This window comes from Sphingorhabdus sp. EL138, from assembly GCF_945882965.1.
In the GTDB taxonomy this organism is placed as follows: domain Bacteria; phylum Pseudomonadota; class Alphaproteobacteria; order Sphingomonadales; family Sphingomonadaceae; genus Sphingorhabdus_B.
In genome coordinates this window covers 67467-85598 of sequence record NZ_CAMCWY010000012.1, presented here as the reverse complement: position 1 = coordinate 85598, position 18132 = coordinate 67467, and the positions used below count along the sequence as shown (strand labels likewise).

At 47.0% G+C, this 18132-nt stretch carries 20 protein-coding genes; 11 read left to right on the top strand and 9 right to left on the bottom strand.

Going from position 1 to position 18132, the window contains the following annotated elements:
* The coding region (locus tag Q0N43_RS07120) for a hypothetical protein (RefSeq protein WP_295444535.1) at positions 1-798 on the bottom strand (798 nt) is incomplete at its 3' end.
* 235 nt (positions 799-1033) lie between these two features.
* Here Q0N43_RS07120 and Q0N43_RS07115 point away from each other — a divergent pair.
* The 3 genes from Q0N43_RS07115 (at position 1034) to Q0N43_RS07105 (ending at position 3089) form a co-directional block, all read left to right on the top strand.
* Positions 1034-2164 carry a hypothetical protein gene (locus Q0N43_RS07115; protein WP_295444532.1) on the top strand — a complete coding sequence of 377 codons (1131 nt, stop codon included), beginning with the start codon at positions 1034-1036 and terminating at the stop codon, positions 2162-2164.
* A gap of 69 nt (positions 2165-2233) precedes the next feature.
* A complete protein-coding gene (locus tag Q0N43_RS07110) occupies positions 2234-2758 on the top strand; it encodes a hypothetical protein (RefSeq protein ID WP_295444529.1) in 525 nt (174 codons plus the stop codon).
* A gap of 82 nt (positions 2759-2840) precedes the next feature.
* Complete coding sequence (locus Q0N43_RS07105; protein WP_295444526.1) at positions 2841-3089, top strand: hypothetical protein; 249 nt, start codon at positions 2841-2843, stop codon at positions 3087-3089.
* 8 nt (positions 3090-3097) lie between these two features.
* Here the strand turns inward: Q0N43_RS07105 and Q0N43_RS07100 are convergent, their stop codons facing one another.
* Positions 3098-4081, bottom strand: coding sequence for a hypothetical protein (locus tag Q0N43_RS07100; RefSeq protein WP_295444523.1), 984 nt, complete (start codon positions 4079-4081; stop codon positions 3098-3100).
* A 149-nt stretch (positions 4082-4230) separates the two neighbouring features.
* On the opposite strand from Q0N43_RS07100, the gene Q0N43_RS07095 reads away from it, so the two are divergent.
* The 3 genes from Q0N43_RS07095 (at position 4231) to Q0N43_RS07085 (ending at position 6465) form a co-directional block, all read left to right on the top strand.
* On the top strand, positions 4231-5340 hold the full coding sequence (locus Q0N43_RS07095) for a DUF805 domain-containing protein (protein ID WP_295444520.1): 1110 nt from the start codon (positions 4231-4233) through the stop codon (positions 5338-5340).
* Positions 5337-5705, top strand: a complete 369-nt coding sequence (locus Q0N43_RS07090; protein ID WP_295444518.1) for a hypothetical protein — start codon at positions 5337-5339, stop codon at positions 5703-5705. The genes Q0N43_RS07095 and Q0N43_RS07090 overlap by 4 nt, the downstream gene beginning before the upstream one ends.
* Before the next feature lie 166 nt (positions 5706-5871).
* Positions 5872-6465 carry a J domain-containing protein gene (locus Q0N43_RS07085; RefSeq protein ID WP_295444514.1) on the top strand — a complete coding sequence of 198 codons (594 nt, stop codon included), beginning with the start codon at positions 5872-5874 and terminating at the stop codon, positions 6463-6465.
* A gap of 288 nt (positions 6466-6753) precedes the next feature.
* Here Q0N43_RS07085 and Q0N43_RS07080 read toward each other — a convergent pair whose 3' ends face one another.
* Positions 6754-7605: a hypothetical protein gene (locus Q0N43_RS07080; protein ID WP_295444511.1), complete on the bottom strand. Its 852-nt coding sequence runs from the start codon at positions 7603-7605 to the stop codon at positions 6754-6756.
* Positions 7606-7801: 196 nt separating this feature from the next.
* Between Q0N43_RS07080 and Q0N43_RS07075 the strand changes: the two genes are divergently transcribed.
* Both Q0N43_RS07075 and Q0N43_RS07070 read left to right on the top strand, forming a co-directional pair.
* The gene (locus Q0N43_RS07075) at positions 7802-8119 is read left to right on the top strand and encodes a hypothetical protein (protein WP_295444508.1); all 318 of its coding nucleotides are present in this window, start codon (positions 7802-7804) and stop codon (positions 8117-8119) included.
* Entirely contained in the window at positions 8119-8691 is a 573-nt protein-coding gene (locus Q0N43_RS07070) for a recombinase family protein (RefSeq protein ID WP_295444505.1), read from the top strand. Before Q0N43_RS07075 ends, Q0N43_RS07070 begins: the two co-directional genes overlap by 1 nt.
* 53 nt (positions 8692-8744) lie before the next feature.
* Here the strand turns inward: Q0N43_RS07070 and Q0N43_RS07065 are convergent, their stop codons facing one another.
* The gene (locus tag Q0N43_RS07065; RefSeq protein ID WP_295444502.1) at positions 8745-9080 is read right to left on the bottom strand and encodes a hypothetical protein; all 336 of its coding nucleotides are present in this window, start codon (positions 9078-9080) and stop codon (positions 8745-8747) included.
* A 679-nt stretch (positions 9081-9759) separates the two neighbouring features.
* On the opposite strand from Q0N43_RS07065, the gene Q0N43_RS07060 reads away from it, so the two are divergent.
* The gene (locus Q0N43_RS07060) at positions 9760-10068 is read left to right on the top strand and encodes a DUF6626 family protein (protein ID WP_295444500.1); all 309 of its coding nucleotides are present in this window, start codon (positions 9760-9762) and stop codon (positions 10066-10068) included.
* Here Q0N43_RS07060 and Q0N43_RS07055 read toward each other — a convergent pair.
* A complete protein-coding gene (locus tag Q0N43_RS07055) occupies positions 10058-11410 on the bottom strand; it encodes a hypothetical protein (RefSeq protein WP_295444497.1) in 1353 nt (450 codons plus the stop codon). The genes Q0N43_RS07060 and Q0N43_RS07055 overlap by 11 nt on opposite strands.
* Positions 11403-13139 carry a hypothetical protein gene (locus Q0N43_RS07050; protein ID WP_295444494.1) on the bottom strand — a complete coding sequence of 579 codons (1737 nt, stop codon included), beginning with the start codon at positions 13137-13139 and terminating at the stop codon, positions 11403-11405. The genes Q0N43_RS07055 and Q0N43_RS07050 overlap by 8 nt, the downstream gene beginning before the upstream one ends.
* Before the next feature lie 152 nt (positions 13140-13291).
* Between Q0N43_RS07050 and Q0N43_RS07045 the strand changes: the two genes are divergently transcribed.
* Complete coding sequence (locus tag Q0N43_RS07045; protein ID WP_295444491.1) at positions 13292-13738, top strand: hypothetical protein; 447 nt, start codon at positions 13292-13294, stop codon at positions 13736-13738.
* 207 nt (positions 13739-13945) lie between these two features.
* Positions 13946-14827 carry an alpha/beta hydrolase gene (locus Q0N43_RS07040; protein WP_295444488.1) on the top strand — a complete coding sequence of 294 codons (882 nt, stop codon included), beginning with the start codon at positions 13946-13948 and terminating at the stop codon, positions 14825-14827.
* A gap of 17 nt (positions 14828-14844) precedes the next feature.
* Here Q0N43_RS07040 and Q0N43_RS07035 read toward each other — a convergent pair whose 3' ends face one another.
* Genes Q0N43_RS07035 through Q0N43_RS07025 form a run of 3 tightly spaced genes read right to left on the bottom strand, consistent with a single transcriptional unit; the run spans position 14845 to position 18127 of the window.
* On the bottom strand, positions 14845-15606 hold the full coding sequence (locus tag Q0N43_RS07035; RefSeq protein WP_295444485.1) for an FkbM family methyltransferase: 762 nt from the start codon (positions 15604-15606) through the stop codon (positions 14845-14847).
* Positions 15607-15639: 33 nt separating this feature from the next.
* On the bottom strand, positions 15640-16974 hold the full coding sequence (locus Q0N43_RS07030; RefSeq protein ID WP_295444483.1) for a lipopolysaccharide biosynthesis protein: 1335 nt from the start codon (positions 16972-16974) through the stop codon (positions 15640-15642).
* Positions 16967-18127: a hypothetical protein gene (locus tag Q0N43_RS07025; RefSeq protein ID WP_295444480.1), complete on the bottom strand. Its 1161-nt coding sequence runs from the start codon at positions 18125-18127 to the stop codon at positions 16967-16969. The genes Q0N43_RS07030 and Q0N43_RS07025 overlap by 8 nt, the downstream gene beginning before the upstream one ends.
* Positions 18128-18132 lie beyond the last annotated feature (5 nt).

The window sequence follows — 18132 nt, the reverse complement described above, 5'->3', positions numbered from 1 at the left end:
AAGAGCGCAGTAAAATCGAACAGACTGAAAAATCGACAACCGACCCTCGCCATTAGCCTTAAGCTCAGCATCTAAATCTTCAGGTTCACTCGCAATCCAACGGTTCGTGTCTATGTTGCCCTGCACCCCATGAATATCATTCGGCAACTTCGCATAAAGCTCCTCGAGAGCGTTCGCCCAATTATGGTTCGTCGGAACTCGATCCGCCATCTCGTAGGCAGCAGTGAAAGCTGCACGATGACGAACATCGTCGAAGTCATCATCTCGCCACTCTTTGGGCTTGTATGCTGCGGTAAAGCCTGAATTTCGGCTCAAAAATCTTACAGAAAGGACCCTGTGTCTCTCATCCATTGAATGCCACGCTGACTTTTCCATAAAAAAGTCACATACAAAATTCCTGTCGATAGTGGGGTTACCGAAAAGGGCGTGAAGCTCATTTTTACTGATAGCTTTTATATAATTCTCAAATTCCTGTGATCTTTTTGAAAATATTGCATAGGGTATCGTTTCATCAAGACCCTCATATTCACCAATTTTCTCGTTCGTGAGAACTGACAGCTTCAAAACTAAATCTTCAGTATCCCTGAAAAAAAGCGCCTTTGCCGTTTCCGCCCAAACGCAATGCTGAGCTAACGCAAGGTCGATGCGCCTGTCTTTGAGGCATAGAAGCTTTGTTTCAAAATCTTCTCCGCCATCCTCAAGATTATCTCTTGAGCGACCCTCAATGTATCTAACAATCTCGCAGGGACTGCTGGTAAGAATTTGAGCTTCTCGTATGATTTGCTGATATTCGCTCATCTTGCCTCGCTATCGTTTTCAGACCCTTTAGAATACAGCCTCTGTGGGGTATCTAAGGATCATGCCACTAAACACATTTAATAAAAATGCTTACTGTGAATCTTTAGGGTAATTAGCTTCTATGGCTCATGTAGCGATTAACTTTAGGTAATTTGTGCGGATAAGCATCAATAAAGCGCCCCTCTACATCAAAGACCATTGGTGCGGAAACTTGCCACTGGCGTTATCGTTCTATGTGAATGGTTTGGTAACCGCACTCGTTGTTGCTGTTCTTACCACATATGCAGTCGATCAAATTTTCCAGAGTGATCTTTCTGAGAAAGCATGGTTAGCTGCCACGCTAGCAGTGTTTGGTTTGTCGATAGCTATTTCAGTTTGGGCTATTATCGGTATCTGGCGATCAGCGACAAGGCATCAGGCAACTGCTGGGACAATTAAATCGGCGCTCATAGCAAAGCTGTTTGCGTCCATTGGTGCATTGGGCTTGGTTGCACACTTAAGCCAAACACCGTCTCCGATTGTAGAAAATGCATTAGTAGTAGGTGGCATTTACACTTTCGGTTTTCCTGCTGAACTATCGGTAAATGGTCGTACATTAAATATCGACGGGTCTATAACCGTTGAGGTCGCAGAGCAGTTCAAAGTGTTGCTTGGCAAGCACCCCGAAGTTAATCAAGTGTCGCTGTTATCTTTAGGCGGCAGCATAGATGCTGCTGTTGAAATCTCGTCGCTCATTAAAGAGCGAAATATATCAACGGTTGCAGTTGGAGAGTGTTCGTCAGCATGTACGCTCATATTCTTATCAAGCAAGGTTCGGGCTTTTGACGTTGATGCGTTATTAGGTTTTCATAGTCCGAGCAGCGGAGCCGCTGGTGATGTCGTGGTCAACGGTACTTCTCTGGAAATGAGGCTGGCGTATGCGGATGCTGGGTTGTCAGAGCCTTTTGCCGATAAGGTATTTGGAACTCCGTCAAATTCGATCTGGCATCCAATTGACTATGTTCTCATTAGGGAAGGTGCCGTAAACTTATTCACGAAGGCTCGGATTAGGCAAGATCACGAGGAATCGATAAAGTCCTTTAACGAAACCAAGCCTCTGAAGATTGATGAATTTATGTCAATTGTCAGCGCAAAAAGGGACGGTATCAATCTAACATACACTCACATGTTCTCATTGCGAGAGGATGAAATTGACTGGGCAGCTATGTCGAAAGAGATTGCCGAAAATGCTGATGAGCTAATTTGCGGCGATGCTGTCAGTAATCTCATGGTGAAATCAGGAGCTATCTACACCTACTTGTATGTAGACAAAACTGGTAACAAGGTTGGCGTGGTTAAAGTTGAAAAGTGTTTGAACGCTGTTTGATGTAGCTTTTTGTGTTTAGTAAAATCGCAACTCCTTTTATATTGAACTTTTCATAGAGGCTCGGACAACATGAAAAAATATCAAAAGATCAGCATATTGGGGGCTGCTCTGTTGCTATCGGCAGCTGGTTTTTCGCAAACAAACGCTACCATATTTAGTATGGAGCCAGACCGATATCCGTCTTCAGAATATTTGGAATTCAAAAATCTGGTTTGTGACGTACAGAATGTTTATCAATTTGAAGACGATTCAAGTTTAGCAAAAGTAAGCAATGAAACTAGTATAAGCCATAAATTTTTTGAATTTATCGGATTATACAAAAATAGTATCTATGGACAATTCATCGGTCAGAAATTTATATTAAATAGAGATACTGGTAAGTATAAGTTTAAAGATTTTGGTAATGATGGTTTTGTAAATACTGTAATTGACGTTGGATCAACAAAACAGTCATATAAAGTAATATCAACATCTTCTGGTGGATATGTTCATACGCAATACATACAGGTTGATGTATATCAAAAAAACGGAGATATGAATTTCAGAATCATGGATTCTGATATTTTATTTACGGGAAATTGTCAGCTGGGGTAGTGTGTTGTTTATTGATCTGAAGACACCTGTCTGGAAAAAAGATAATGATCTTTCAACCTACGATCAAAAGAGTTCCTGAATTATGTCAAAAATATCTCTGATAATTTTAATTACTTTTGCTCTAATGGGCTGTGGGTCACTCAGCAAAAAAGAGCAGGCGCTTTACAAATGTAAGTTCCATGCTCAGGATAATCTAAAAAACGAGGTCAGTGACACCTATTATCACAACTATATTGCTCTTTGTATGGGAGCCGAAGGATATAAAAGAAAATTTGATAAGCAATGTGATTATAAAACGAATCCAATAAGCGATGAAAGCTGCTTTGATTAAAATTACACTTAATTTTCTTTTTCGGCATCTTTCATGAAATCTGTTGGAATTTTTTCGTTTATAAGATTCGTAGTTCTTGTCAGTTCATTCTGCTCATCCGTAATCTTGCCATTTTTTCTCCATTCATCCCAAACGACTGAGATGTGATCTAGGTTTCCTGGAGCTTCGTATTGGCTTTGGCGGCGCACTGCCAATTGCAATTTCGAGACAGCTTCTAACTGAGCAATGAGTACTAAATTTTTAGAATGCGCAATAAGCCGTTCTATCTCGCCAACCGCTTTCATTCCAGCTTCAAATAAGCTTCTATCTTCGCTTGTCATTTTATCTGGGTCGATTGGTTTTCCGTATTTAATAGCAAAACTTTCGGCGGTCTTTTGGAAATTTTCCAACCGCTTTAGCGCATCTTCGTTGTCGAGTGCCCTTTCTGCGTTGCTGAGCAATGCTCGCTCCAAATTGCAGTCACCACGCTGTGACAGGCTCTCATGGTAAGCGTCATCGCTTACTGGAGACATTTTTTGACCGCCAACCACAAAGAGAGACAATATGTATTCTTCACTGTTCGTGTCATCAGGTAGAACGAAACTATTAGTGCTAATCTGCTCAGCAATTTTTGCCATTTTTGCAAAAACCTTAATGTCTCTTTCTCGTTTAGACTCAATTAAGATAGACAAAATAGAACTGCTTGTTTGCCCTTGAAGTTTACCAAATTCCACCGCTTCAGCCGAGTTCATCTGCTCACCCATTGCTACGCCAGCTTTCCATTTCCGAGATTTGCTAAATCTTTGAAACTTCGTATTAACTTCTAAGGCAACATCTAGCTGTCGAACTAAATTTTTTGACTGAACTGAAAGCTCGTCATTTGCAGCAGCGGTTACAGTGCATAGCTCACTCCGCATATCTACTGTTTGAACAGAGAGTTCAGTTGTAGCTGCTGCAGGCGCACACGAAGCAAAGCTAATTAAGGCTGCTCCAAAAAGGTACTTAGCTCTCATTTTTCTCTGCCCACTCTAAATTAAGCTCAAAACTTAGTATTATTTAGGTCTGCTGTCCAACCACTTGAAATGCCATCCGTGTCAAACTGACTTGCTCCAATGAGTTTATCTGGGCAAGGTTAGCTTACTGAAGTTCAGAAGGGGCTGACATGAACGAAGAAATCAAGCAGCGTGTGTTTCAGGCAATTAAAAAGATGTGGGGCGGTCGTGCATCAAGGCTAACATTTTCGCTGGGGGTTGCAATTTATGTTGCCTTAATTTGGGCAGCTTGGACGCCTGCTGAGATGGTTGAGCCTGCGGCTCCGCAACTTCTCTTGGAGCTTTATGTAGGATTTTTGATAGCGGTGACACTTGCATCGGTGTTGGGAATTTGCCGCTTATATGTCCAGCGATTGCACGACATGGGGCTGTCAGGCTATTGGGCTATCATCGCTCTCGCTGCTGGACCAGCTGCGCTTTTATATATCTCTGATGAATATGTCTCTTGGAGATGGGAGTTAGATAACAATTTTCCAATGGCACAATGGAATGATTCTATCGGCTATTTAATTTTGGCTGTTGTGGTCATTTTTTCGCTCTTCAGGGGGAGTGATCAAGATAACAAATTTGGTTTCAAACCAGATGTAATTGCTCTTCCTCAACATAATTTTCAGATACGCTGGATGGCGATTGTCATGGCAGCATTCTGCTTACCTTATTTCACATATCTTGGTTTCTTCAACGATCGTTTATGGGGCGTCAGGTCAGAATCCATTCCGATGCCGATGACCTCCACTAATGCTCCAGGAAGAGCGTTCATACGGTGTTGGGGCTTTAAGGGTGTAAGTGCTTATTGGAATGACAAGACACAATCCAAAGATAAGCTCCTCACGATTGACAACGGCTTTACGAAAGACGGCTATGACGACATTGTTTTTGCTCTTTACCTAGATGAGACTGGCGCAATTGATATCGTCACTGGTGGTAAAGACAGCACATCATATAAGGGGCAGGGGTTCAATATTGTTTTAGAAAATCCAAACAACATTGATTTCAATAAATACGATTGGGATAAATCGCCATTCGCCAATACATTTATGGTGAATGCTTCAGCATCCAATTCCTTCGATAAAATCCAAAATCAAATTTCCATGTCATTTGTTAGGACTGATGAGTATGGAAGCTATACCGCGATCTTGACCAAAAATATAACACGCGGGTCAGACACAGTGTCGGCACCTTACATCAAAGGTGAAGTTATGATTGGTAGCTGCTCATGAGAAAGCAGCTATGGTTAGCGGCTTTTAGTGCTGGTGCGTTGATGGTAAGCGGTTGCAGTTTAGGTACTTCAACAGATGAATCGCCATCAACATTGTACCGAAATTCGCCATTAGATTATGGGATGCGTGTTCACTTCGCCACCTTTGACACAGGTGATACTGGAGATTTCAATCTCCAAAACTGTGCCATGACCGCTCGTATTTTGAATTTTAATTTGGATTCAGCGAACAAAGCTGAGGGTACACTGAGAGATCCACGTCTCGGATTCTGGTGTGAGCTAGGACCATATGCCGCGAAAGGCGTTGTGCCTGATCAATTCGAGAGTGAGTTGCCGACTGTCGTTCGCTCTAAAAATAGTTGGTAAATTGAGGTCGCTGATCTTCATTTTTTATTAATAAGATACGATCTGACTCTACAAAGCCTTAGCCATCTGAATTGCTTCGTAAGCGTTGCTTGCCGCGCTGAGGTTCAGCAGATTGACAAAGATGCAGAATTCATGATTGAAGCCATTGAGGGGCATTCAGTAAGCTATGAAAAACTTTTACGAAGTTCTCGGAGTTTCACCAAGCTCTGAACCTGAGGTAATCGCTGCTGCGTATAAGGCTATGATGCGAAAGTATCATCCCGATACCAACAAATCCCCTTCAGCCGAAAAAAAATTTACAGATATCAATGAGGCATATGAAGTTCTCAAAAATGCTGTGAGCCGCCGTGAGCATGATGTAGACCTAGAACAGGATGATACTAGTATTGCGTCATCTCTACTATCATCCGCGTCCAACAGCCAAGAATCCGAACCTGAAAGCCTTAACAAAAAGTCGCCGTTTTTGGGCAAGCAAGGTGAAATTCGGATTTGGGTTATCTTTGCGGTGGCATATGCCGCGATCGCTCTGATATACTATGGACCATTCTGGATAGCAGTAGCATTAGAGTCTGGGCGTGTAGGCTTTTGGGCTGAGGTAGCAGCAGCGGCATTCGTTCCTTTTAGTTTAGGCTTTGTGGGCATGATGTTTTGTCGGGCAGTGTCTTCATCTGATCCAAAGACTAATCGTATCCGTTGGCTTTTGATCCAGTTCGTGTTTATTGCCGTATTGGTCTATAGCAGAGTAGCTGAGAACATGTGACTTGCCCCCGACGATCATGCAGTTTTGATTAGACCCTTAGCATCGTTGTTATGCATCATGCGGGCGAAGCTCCATCAGAGATCAGCAGCTTCCCGTAAAGTGCCTTAGCCATCTGAATTGCCTCGTAAGCGTTCGCCGCTGTGACATACTGCTTTCCAAAGCCTGCTCCTGGTTCATCTTTGTAACGCACTAGTACCCACCACTGCCTTGCTTGTGTCATTTCTGCTCTCCTCAAACTTAAAACTTTTAAGTTTCATACAGCCGAAGTCACTGTTGGAGAATCCGAAATCAGAGCGGTAAATTTTTCTGTTCTTCAGAGCTTATGTCAGCAATCTGCTCAGACTTGGCTTTTCTGATTTCGCCTAAGTCAGAGAAGCGCACCAAAAATCGTCCACCGTTGCGTCGTCTTGTTGAACCCTCTTGTCTGTATGCTTCGTAAGCACTCATGAAATCATCAATGATCCGCAGTGATGCATTAAACACAGACAGTTCGGCGTGCAGAAGATCTCCACCGAACCGATGTTGGGCAATCAGATAAATCAAAGATTTGTAGTTATAGTAGGTCAGCAAATACGGGCGCCACATCGGGCTCTTATTCATAATTTCAAATGCGCGGTTTGCTGGACCATTTTGCGTTCCAACTTTTGGAAAATAGCGAGGTGCTCGTAACTGCCACAGCACCGAGTTCAATGCTGCACCAATTCGTGCGTCATAGATCGGATATTCCTGCGGATAGACAAATGAGAGAATTTTGCTCCAAGACGCTATTCTCTTTGACCCCATCTGAATGACGAACGTGTTTACTTCGCCACGCCCATACTGGTTACAAGTCTTATGCCAGAGCGCCACCGTATCTATACCGCTCTGTATTCCGCCCCATTCCTTTACGACCCACTTGCTGACATTGATGCCGATGTTTGCATCATCGCTTTTCATTAACGGTGCGAGATGAGAACGTAGCAGCTTGGCATGTTTCAGTTCGTCAGTTTCGTTGAATATCTCGTCCAGTTGATGATCGCTGAGCCATTTGCTGAGCTGACCACGATACCGCTCATCAGACCTTGTTCCCCGCGTATGTCCTATCACGGGTTCCAGCTGCATGAGTTCCATCATCATGTCATAGATCGGTGTCCACTGCATCTTCTTCTCTCCCCAAGTGCAATGTATGCCGTGTTATCCCGCGAGCGCAATCCCAACGTTATTTTTTAGTCCCCCAAAAAACATCCAAAATCTCATTCTCAGGCGACAGAAGGCTTTCGGTCCTAAGTGGCTGGCTATACGCTATTATTTCTGTACTTAGGATAACGGGACTTAAGACGCATCAAGGAGATTGATTATGTGGCGTGCGCTTTCAGAAAATGCAGCAGAGTGGAGTTTGTCGACACTCATTATGTACCTAATCGCCTTTACCATTGTGCGATTTGGGGTTTCAATTCGCCTCAGCATCTGGAGAGTGGTCTGCTTGTTCTTTGCTGCGTTGCTTCTGACAACTGCCTGTGACGCAATTTTTGAATTTCAAAACGGGGGGCTGCGATTGTTTGATGCAGAACCACTAGTTTCGTTGATCCCTAATGTCTTCTCGGTTCCGTTTATGGCGTCGTTAGCTGTCCTCTTTCTTGCCGCGAAATATTGGAGCGGGAAGGGAGAGGCTTAATGAAAGTCGCAATTTACGCACGAGTATCGACTGTTGATCAAAACTATGAGGGACAGCTCGAAGAGCTTCACGCTCTTGCTGAGAGATCGGGTTGGGAAGTAGTTCAGGTCTACAGCGAGAAAATCAGCGGGACGAAAGCAACTGAAGACAGACCTGAACTGAAGCGCATGATGCGAGATGCAAGATTGCGGAAGTTTGAGAAGGTAGTCGTCTGGTCAGTAGATCGCTTGGGGCGTTCCATGAAAAATCTCATTCTTGTGCTGACCGAACTGAAGGACAGCAAGATTGATATCTTCAGCTACAAACAGGCGATTGATACCAGCACTGCTATGGGTTCTATGTTTTTTCAGTTTCTGGGCATCTTCAGCGAATTTGAAAATACGATACGCAAAGAGCGTCAAGTCGTAGGCATTAGAAAAGCGAAAGAACGCGGAGTTCGTTTCGGTCGCAAGCCAACGACAGAAGCACAGATAGCAAAAATTCAATGGATGAAACGCAATGGCTCATCAATCCGTGCTATCTGCAAAGAAGTGAAGGTCAGTCCGAATACGGTTTATGCCGCGTTGCAATGAAACATGCATGTCTGAAAGATGATGCCGTTTAGACAGTGAAATCACTGGCGTCTCTACGAACGCAATTTGCCGATTCCAAACCCGATTAGTCCACCGATAACCGTCCAAAATGCCATCATAAAAACCAAGAGCGCGACCTCAAATGCATCGCTTCCACGCCCAGTCACAACCTGAGCAATTTTGAACGCTATCTTTGGGGACCAAACAAGCCCTGTCATTACAAACGCAATTCCTGCGCCGTTCGCCGCTATCCATCTTGGCTTGTCTTCCCGACCTTTTCCTTTGGTCATTACTCTATGGAGAGCACGGGCAAGAAATAGCGTTGCTGCGTAACTGACGATTGTTACAACGCCTCCAACTGCAACATCTCCAGCGCCAACATCTACCATTTCGTCCCCCAGCCAAATCGTTGATGCTAATCTGATGCCACAGCGATATGCCTTCGGCAATCGTTTCAATATTTCAGAGAATATCAGCGTGTTTTAGCTTAACTAAGATGCGGTCTCACGACCTCATGCGATTTCGGGTTTCTTCGTAACCCTCATCGCTTTGTTTTTTTATATTTGTTGGTTGGTACATTTCGTTAGATTGCTGCCACAGTGAGGCTTACGCTTCACTGTGGCTTTTGCACTTTTCGTTGAGTCGTTTAAGCCAATGATTGCACACAACCATGCAGTTCAAACGAACTGAATGGGAGATAGGGTTACGCTGTTACCTTTATGTGTGGTGAGTTGTTCGCAACGCAGCGTCTTGGGAACCAATCATTTACCCCTAAGACACATACAAGTTACCGCTTTCGCAGTCTCATCTTTCTTGATCCATCGCATAATGTTTTTACAAGCCAGTTGCGACTTTGCTTGTTGTATTACGTGTCTGTGGTCACGCTTACTGGGCTGCAAGTTCTGTTGGCGACAGCTAGGCTGGCAAACTCAATGCGACGATAATGCCCTATGACAGAACACAGAAATGTGAATAGGTTACAGACACATTCCTCTGCTCCACAGATAAATACTAGTCAGATAGTTCTCACATTCTGACCACATGATTATTTATCACGAGAGGATTAAAATGAAAAAAAACGTAGTGATTTTGGAGATTTTTGATTTTTTAAAACAGCGCGGTCTTGTCTCAAACGAGAGCGATTTTAGCATTGATTGGCTTGGTCAAAGCGATAGCTATTTTCGTGGACTGCGATTTAAGAGAACAGAGCCAACACTGGGCGTTGTCGCAATCTGCGGAACTCGTCTTTCAAGTGCTGGCGAGTTCATAAGACAGTCACCGAAGCATCATCATGTCGCAGAAAAGTTTTTTGAATTCCGCGACAGATGTACGCAGATCGTAAATGAGGATGCGATTGAACTAGAGCTTATTTCTTAGGGTTCTCTGGCGGATCAAAAACGTCTAGCAGCTTCACATTGTCTGCAATTAGCTGTTCTGATCCGCCGTTTTCAAAAAACACATTCACGAAGTGAACAAGCTCCTGCAAAACTGACGGAACTCTGCTCGTGTCAGGCTTTTCACCAAACACTAGATCACACGCTTCAAGCGCAGTCGCATGGAATGTGTAGATGTTATGATTGGTCATCAGGTGTTCGCCGAGATTATCAACACGTCCGAACCTGTTCGTTTGTTTATGAAAAACAATGTCGTTGACGCTAAACAGGTCAGCAAGCGGCGAAAATTCTGGCAAGTCTACTCTGACATTCCCTCGTGCCACCTGCATGTTTTGCGGAATTGCTCGTGACGGCATACGCCATGTTCGTAGATTATTAGTCAGCTCTGGCTTATGAAAAATCGCTCTGGCTTGTCCTGCCGCTTGATGTGGCGAGCTGCTATCGTATGTGATGCGTATTGCTCTGCCCGCAGCTTTAGAAACAGCTTTCTGGATCGCAGTGTAAATGACGGATTGGATAGGTGGCGACTTGGCAAGAAGGTGAATGATCTCTGTGCGTTTCAGTCTGTCTTCATCTAACAGAGTCCGAAGCCGCCTGAGCATGTTTCTGAGCAACGATGATGTGCCGCCGAAAGCCCAGCCTTCAAACTCAAAATCTTTAACTGCATCGTACCAAAGTTCGCCTGCGCCTTCCTGCTTTATATCTTGAACGACATTAAGAAACTTCGTGCCTTCACCACCGAAATTTCGTCCCCTGTTTTCCTGAAAGTAGCGCAGATTATCAACGCTCAGATCAATCAACTGCTTGATGCTGAGATTGCGAATGGGGCTAGTGCTTTTGGGGTCTTCTTCAATGCTTGCCCATAGTGGCAAATCCAATGTCATCGCATAGTCAGTATATGCGTCTAGCCAGTTCAGAACTCGTTCGCGGTATCCTGTCGTGAACCAGTTCTGATAAAATTCCTGCGGTGAATCTTGATAGCGATAAATCGCTTCCTTCTCACGCTTGTTCTTGATTGCACCTTTGCCGAGTTGATAACCGCCGCTGTCGCCAACGACGATGACGCCCTCACGTTTACGATTGATCACCATATCGTCAGTAGTGACGAATGCCTTTTCAAATTGCCCTGAGCTATAGAGCGCATATTTGCATGACCACAGCCGACTATCTGACGATAAGAAGTCTAAGTCTTTGGGTCGGAAATTTCGCGGTATTCGTCCTTGACGAGCATCGCTGCGATCTCTCGTGGCGAACTCGGCATAATGCTGCTGCAACGATGGCAGATAGACTGCGTAGCTGTCGTAGCGATCAGTTAAATCAGCCATTGTTATATCTAGCGAACAGCACATCGTTGCGATTTCCGCGCTCATCAAGAGCAGGAATATATGCTTCGTGTTTTGCTGTCGCTGTTTCGTAACTTACGTTCAGCACAAATTCGTTGCCTCTGATGATGATTTCATCACCGACTGTCGGCGCTCTCGCCAGCATGGTGAAAAGCTCAATTATATCTAGAGGTGCCACAATGGTCGTATGCTTCGTCGCAGGTTCCAACGAGATAACTGCATCTCGCTCTGCTAGCGTTTTGCAATCATCGCCGTAGTGCGTGAACCCATCTTTGTTCACTCCAGGTGTGTTGTCGCTCTCATAGTGCGATTGAAGTTCCAGATGATCAGTTCCAACCGCAAATGCGACCCGCGACGTTTTTTTGTGCTTGAGATGTTTGATAGCTCCACTGAGCCACCCCTGAACAGACTGCCGATAAAAGCGATCAATGAACTTCTTCTTTGCCTTAATTTCCCAAGCATAGCCCACGCTATCGTTAACGATTATCGGCTGATAGCTGTGTTCGCTTTTGATCAGATCAGTGTCGTAGAAGTAGATGTTTCTAGAGTGACCTGACGACTGACTGACCAACTTCAACTGCTTGGTTGCGCTTTTATCTTCGTCAGCATCAATCAGATCGTTGCTTGGTTCACAGCTAAAAAGAGGCAGCTGAGATTCATTCATCAAAATGTTTTCAATCCAATAGCGATCGGAACCGCGCAGCAGAATGTCACAGGGCACTGCAATCGGATTTTTGGGAATGGAGATTGTTGTCAGGCTGGCATCACTGAGTGTCTTGCTGACCAAGATTGAGCCATCTGTCCTGATGACTAAGCGCGCCCTCTCAGGACGCATGATCGCTTTGTCCGTCTTGTCGTCCCAACCAATCTTGTGCTCGGTGATGAAATTTTTTGAAATTCCAAGATTCCGAATTTGAGAGGGGATCATTTGAGGACGAAGGCACTCAATCAGCAATCTCAAAACAGGCGGAGTGTTGCTCAGATCAAGCTCACCGCATTCATTGATGACAGCTTCAACGATCTGCGTATCTGTCGTTGAAGCGATAAGCGTGATCTTGCCTGTCCGTTTGTTACGCTTTGCTATCAGCACGACCAAGTCATCATTCGTTGCCGCCAATGCCCCTGCGTCTACAGTAGCAAAACCTTTAGACGCTTTCAGAATGTGCGTCTTGTTCGTGAGAATTTTTCTCTCATCGGAACGCTTGAGCAGTGCTTGGTCTTCAGTGAGATTTTTGCTCTTTTTCGCTTTCTTGCTAATAGCCGTGCTAGCTTCTGGTTCGCCATCTACAGCTTCACGCACTAGCTCCTTCAATCCATCAACGCCTCCAGCTTCGTGAATGAATGCCTTCATAACGTTGATGTGCTTATCATTGTCATATCGCTTAGGGTTTGCGACGAACTCGTTATCAATTGCCCATAATGCCTTGCTGTAATAGCTGACCGTTGTATCGTTCGTGCGAATGCGCGGGAAAGCTAGGCGAACGATAGGGCTGAAATTGTAGCGATTTCCCATGTTGCGATAGGTTATGTTGTTCGCGGCATAAAGACGGTCAAGATAGTCCGATTCGTTGCGAGCCTCTCGCCACCAAAAATAAGTCTCAGCAAGATTGCGATGCAAAAGTTCACGGGAGCTTTCGGCAAGTGTGTGTTGCTGTTCTGCTCGTTGTTGTAACTCTGTCAGTTGCTGACTTAGTTCTTGCTCGTTTGCCATTGCGCCCCCTTTTGTAAACGCAAGCTAACATCCGATTTTTTCGTTGCAACAGGATCGTGCAAACTTAAAAGTTTTAAGTTTGTGGCTGGAAATAGGTAGGAATTGAGTAGGCAAGGATTCAGAATCTCATTCTCAAAAAGGAGAATGAAACTATGTCATCGCTATCAAAACTGACCATCAAAGCCGTTTCTCGTCAGTCTAAACTCAGTCCCATTGAAGCTCGTCGCAATAAATTGCTTGCTGGTATCAACGAGCAAATGGAAGTCGCAGATGCTGCGATGCGAGGTGAGCAATATGCTGTCACGATCCCGCGATGGACGAAGAATGAAGCTGGCGAGAAGGTGCGTGTGCAGCGACAGAAGGTCGTGCGTTCGTGGTTCTTCGCACAAGACGACGGGTTCTATGTGCAGTGCAAGTATGGGGCAAAGACAGTCCCACTTACAAAAGATGGTAATGCCGTTTTCGTGAAAGAGCTTGCTGCCGTGAAACCCAGTCTTGAGTTGCTACGCAGTGCGATAGCAAATGGAGAACTGGATACTAACATTGAGAATGCTATAAAAAGCCTGCAAAAGCGCCATAAACTCACGATATCTTCATGATTTAAATATAGCAGAATAATAGCAGGATAAATTTATATACCAATAACTTACTGTTATAAATGTATATTTTATACGTTACTATTAGCGAAGCGCTAACAATAAGCACAACTATGTGGGCCACCTTTATGGCCCTCACAAAAAAGGCGGCTCCAACTGGGGCCGCCTTTTTTCATTGTGGGCTGGCGTTTTGATGGGCACATATCTCGGATGATCAAATATATTCTTATCGCGCTCATCCTCGCCTTGATTGGATCCGGTTTATGGTTCTGGGCCAAGACAGATCCGCAAAAGCTCGATTTTGCAGACCGGATGGCACCTGGTCCTGCGGAGAATAGCCAAGCCCCGCTGACGGGCATCGCATATGGCGATGACGCGCGGCAGAAGCTTGATATCTACCTGCCCAAGCAAAACGCCGCTGGTACATCTGCGGTGCTGATCTTCTTTCATGGCGGTGCGTGGCGTGATGGCGAGCGGGAGGGCTATGGCTTTTTGGGCCGCGCCTTTGCATCGCGCGGCTTTGTCACGGTCATTGCCGATTATCGCAAATCGCCGAAGGTGCGCTTTCCTGCATTTGTCGAGGATACGGCAGCGGCTATTGCTTGGGTCAATGCCAACATCGCCAAGCACAAGGGCGACCCCAAACGTATTTTTCTTATGGGGCATAGCGCTGGCGCCCATATCGCAATGATGACGGCGCTTGACCCGCAATGGCTCGCTGCGAATAATCTCACGCCGGATGTGATCAAAGGGGTCATTGGCCTTGCCGGGCCTTATGATTTCCTGCCGCTGACGACCGATTCATCAAAAATTGCCTTGGGGCAGTGGCCCGACCTGACGGAGACCCAACCGATCACTTTTGCGCGGGCGGATGCGCCGCCTTTGTTATTGCTTACCGGCGACATGGATACCGTCGTGAAGCCCCGCAACAGCAAAATCCTATCCGAGAAGATACAAAAGCTCGGCGGGCAGCAGCAGTTGCAGATTTACCCCGACGTTGACCATTCCGATATCATCATGGCCGTCGCGCGTCCGTTCCGTCAAAAGGCGCCCGTTGTCGCCGATGTCGTGAACTTCATAAAAGCGCACTAACCGCTATAGGCAGTGACTTATGCTTGGCGCGTAGCCAACACGTCATAATGCTTTCCGCGACCCACGGTCACGAAATGGGTAAAGCCGCCGCTTTCCAAAATCGCCCGCAAGCTTTCGGCATCGCTCCATTTGGCATCGACTTCGTAAAACACTGACTGGATGCGCGATAGAAAGCGCGACTTGACCAACTCTGCCATGACCGCGGCTTCATGCCCCTCGACATCAACCTTGATGACCAACATTTCGGGTTCGCCAAGCAGCGCATCAAAAGCTGCCATATTGATAGTTGTGATGTCCAAACCGTCGGCGCCGTCATTCCGTAGCGACGCAAGCCCGCTATGTGCGGCATCAAAGACGATTTTCGCGGTGCCCGCTTGGTTTGACAGGGCGGCTTGTACCGCTTGGACTTTATCTTGAAGGTTGTTGGCCTCGATATTCTGGCGCAGCCGCTCAAACGTATCCGGCACTGGCTCAAGCGCTATCGCCCGCGTGCAATGCGGGTTTTGCCCGGCAATCAGGCTGTACAGACCTTGGTTTGCACCAATGTCTAAAAAGACGAACGGCTGTGTGAGGCCGTTCAGATAATCGGACAGGCCGTGCCCATAGACAGCGAAACGGCAATAAATGAAGGTGCGGTCGCGCCAGTTTGTTTTCATCAGCACGCCATAGCTGGAGCGGATAAAACCAGTGCCTTCGCCGCCAAGCTTTGCCCGCAATTTGGCATATGGCAGAAAAACAGCCTTTTTCAGTTGCTTGATTAAAAAATCGCCGCTCGTCATTTTAGTTCCCCTGCCGCGTAGGTGGCCGCGTAATCAAATCCCGACGCGCGGTGCAAGGCGCGATCCATTATAGCTCCATATCAACAAGCTAAGGAGGACAAGGCTTTGCAATATGCCATGCACGCCCGCACCGTTCAGGCCGAACCACCAAATCATCAGCGGTAGCAAAGGTAACATGCCCACATTGCTGGCCAAATTGGCGCGAGCACTGATCCAGGGCCGTCCTTGCGCTGTGAGCGCCGCCGATAAAGTCGGCATGCCTGCGATCATCGCCCGACCAAGCAGGACCAAGATAAGCAGAGACGCGCCGCCTGCAAAGCTTGCGCCGCCAAGCAGCACCAGAACTTTTCCGGCGAACAGGCACATGATAGCTGCGGCCAGTAACGCCATGCCTGTTGCGAAGATGGCCGAACGCCGGACCGCTTTGCCTGCGGCCTGATCATTGCCACTAATCAACAGGCGGGTTACGACCGGATAGGCGGCTTCCCCAAGCATTTGCGCGGGTTGAATCAGAATGGCACTTGCCCTTTGCACAAGGGCATACAGGCCCGCAGCGGCTGGACCTAGCATCCAGCCAATGATTAAGGGCGTCGCCTTAGGCGCAATGTCGCGCAAGGTGAGGTCGAGATTGGTCGTCGCAATGAAGCGTACTATACCCGGATTGTCCCGCCGCGTGCCCTTTAACGTCGGCCGCCCATCTGCGCCGATTGCCAGATGACGCGTACCAATCCAGCACAAGATCCACATGGAAAGGCCCTCGGCAATCGCAGCGGCGAGCCACACCCACAAAAATGCAGCCAGTCCGCCGCCCGTAAACAAAATGACAAGCGCCCCTATCAAGCGGATCATTGGCATGATGACCGGGTGCAGACCGATCAGGTCAAAGCGTTCCGCCAACTGAAGCAAGCCTTGTGGCGTAGCCCGAACCGTGGCGAGAATGGCCAAGCAATACAGTCCGCCAAATTGAATCGCTTCTGGGCTCCACCCCAAGGATACACCGACCCATGGAACCAGCAGCATCGCCAAGCCGATGGCCACAGCGGCCATGCCGAGTTCAATAACTGCAAGTAACAATATGAGGTTGCGGAACTGTGTAGCTGCGCCACGGTTGAGCGCCTCTGCGCCATAACGAACCATGCCGTGAAAGCCAGAAAAGGCGATGGTCCCACCCATCAGCGTCGCAAAGCCGTGTACCAGATTGAGCACACCATATTGTTCTACCCCAAGGATCCGAGCCGCGATGGCAATCGAGCCAAGGCTGATGATGCCTGCCGCCGCCTTACCTGAAAGCAATCGGCCCATATTCCCGGCAATCCGGTGCAGCGGTGAATAAGCCGATACGGGCAATCGGGGTGCATCTTCACCCAATGGCTTGATCCAGATAATCGATTATAGCCGCAGTTGCCCGCACCGATGCAGGTATGTCGGTGACTGAAAAGCTGTCCTCCAATACGGCACGCTGCGCATCGCTATACGAAGCCTGCGACGCAAAAGCCGCATCGACGGCGCCGATAATGTCGCTTGCGTCTGTCTCCACAGGTCCAGTCGCCCAGTGGCGGTAGTTAGGGTTCCCTTGCCACGGCGTATCATGGGCATCCAAAAACAGGCACGGCCGCGGGCGATTAAGAAACTCATAGACCTGACTGCTCACATCGCCCAGATACAGGTCCGCCGCGTTGGTATAGGTCATGTCTGTGCAGGCCGGGCTGCCCAAATCCATTAACATATGCGGTGCATTATGATATCGGCGATGCGGCTTTTTGGCGGGCGCGATCGACAGCCTATCGATTGTGATCGTCCATGGCCGCGCAAACAGCATCACATGCGGCGCAAGAATAAGATTGTAGCGGCCGCTTTGGTAGAACTGCTCCAACACCTCCGCACCGAATTTGAACCAGCTAGAAAGATGCGGCGAAGGGTGAGGGTTGTATAGAATGGTCCGGCGATCAGATGCTGGAAATAGCGGCTTTTGTTCGGGTACTATGATATCGAATTTTGCATATCCTGTGATGCGGATCTTTTCGGGCGGGACCCCTGCATCACAGATCAGGCGGTCGCGGATTTTTTCGCCCGATACCAAAATGAGGTCGAATTGGGCGCTTTCCGCATTGAACCCTATCGCGCGGTCGCCAGCACCATGTCGTGTGTGGATGAACTTTATGCCATCCAAGCCATAGCGTGTTTTCAGGATGAGGCTCGATTTTTCCGACACCACTAGCGCGTCAAATTGCCTGAAGAATTCAAGGTTATCGCGGTAGACGAGCAGCTTCCGTGCTGGGACCAGACGGTCAAATGTGCGGACGAGCAACTGCGACACAGCAGATTTGGTATGTAATGGGACGATTTTTACGCCCTGAAGCGCAGCACCGCTTAATCTGCGAATTTCTGCCTCAACCAAAATGCTGGTAACAGCCAGCGTCACATCGGCAACGCCGCTTTTGGCCATCTGCAACGCAATTGGCAAACTATGCGCAATCTGGTGCGTTTGATCATGGTTGAACAGGAAACATATTTTTTTCACGCGCT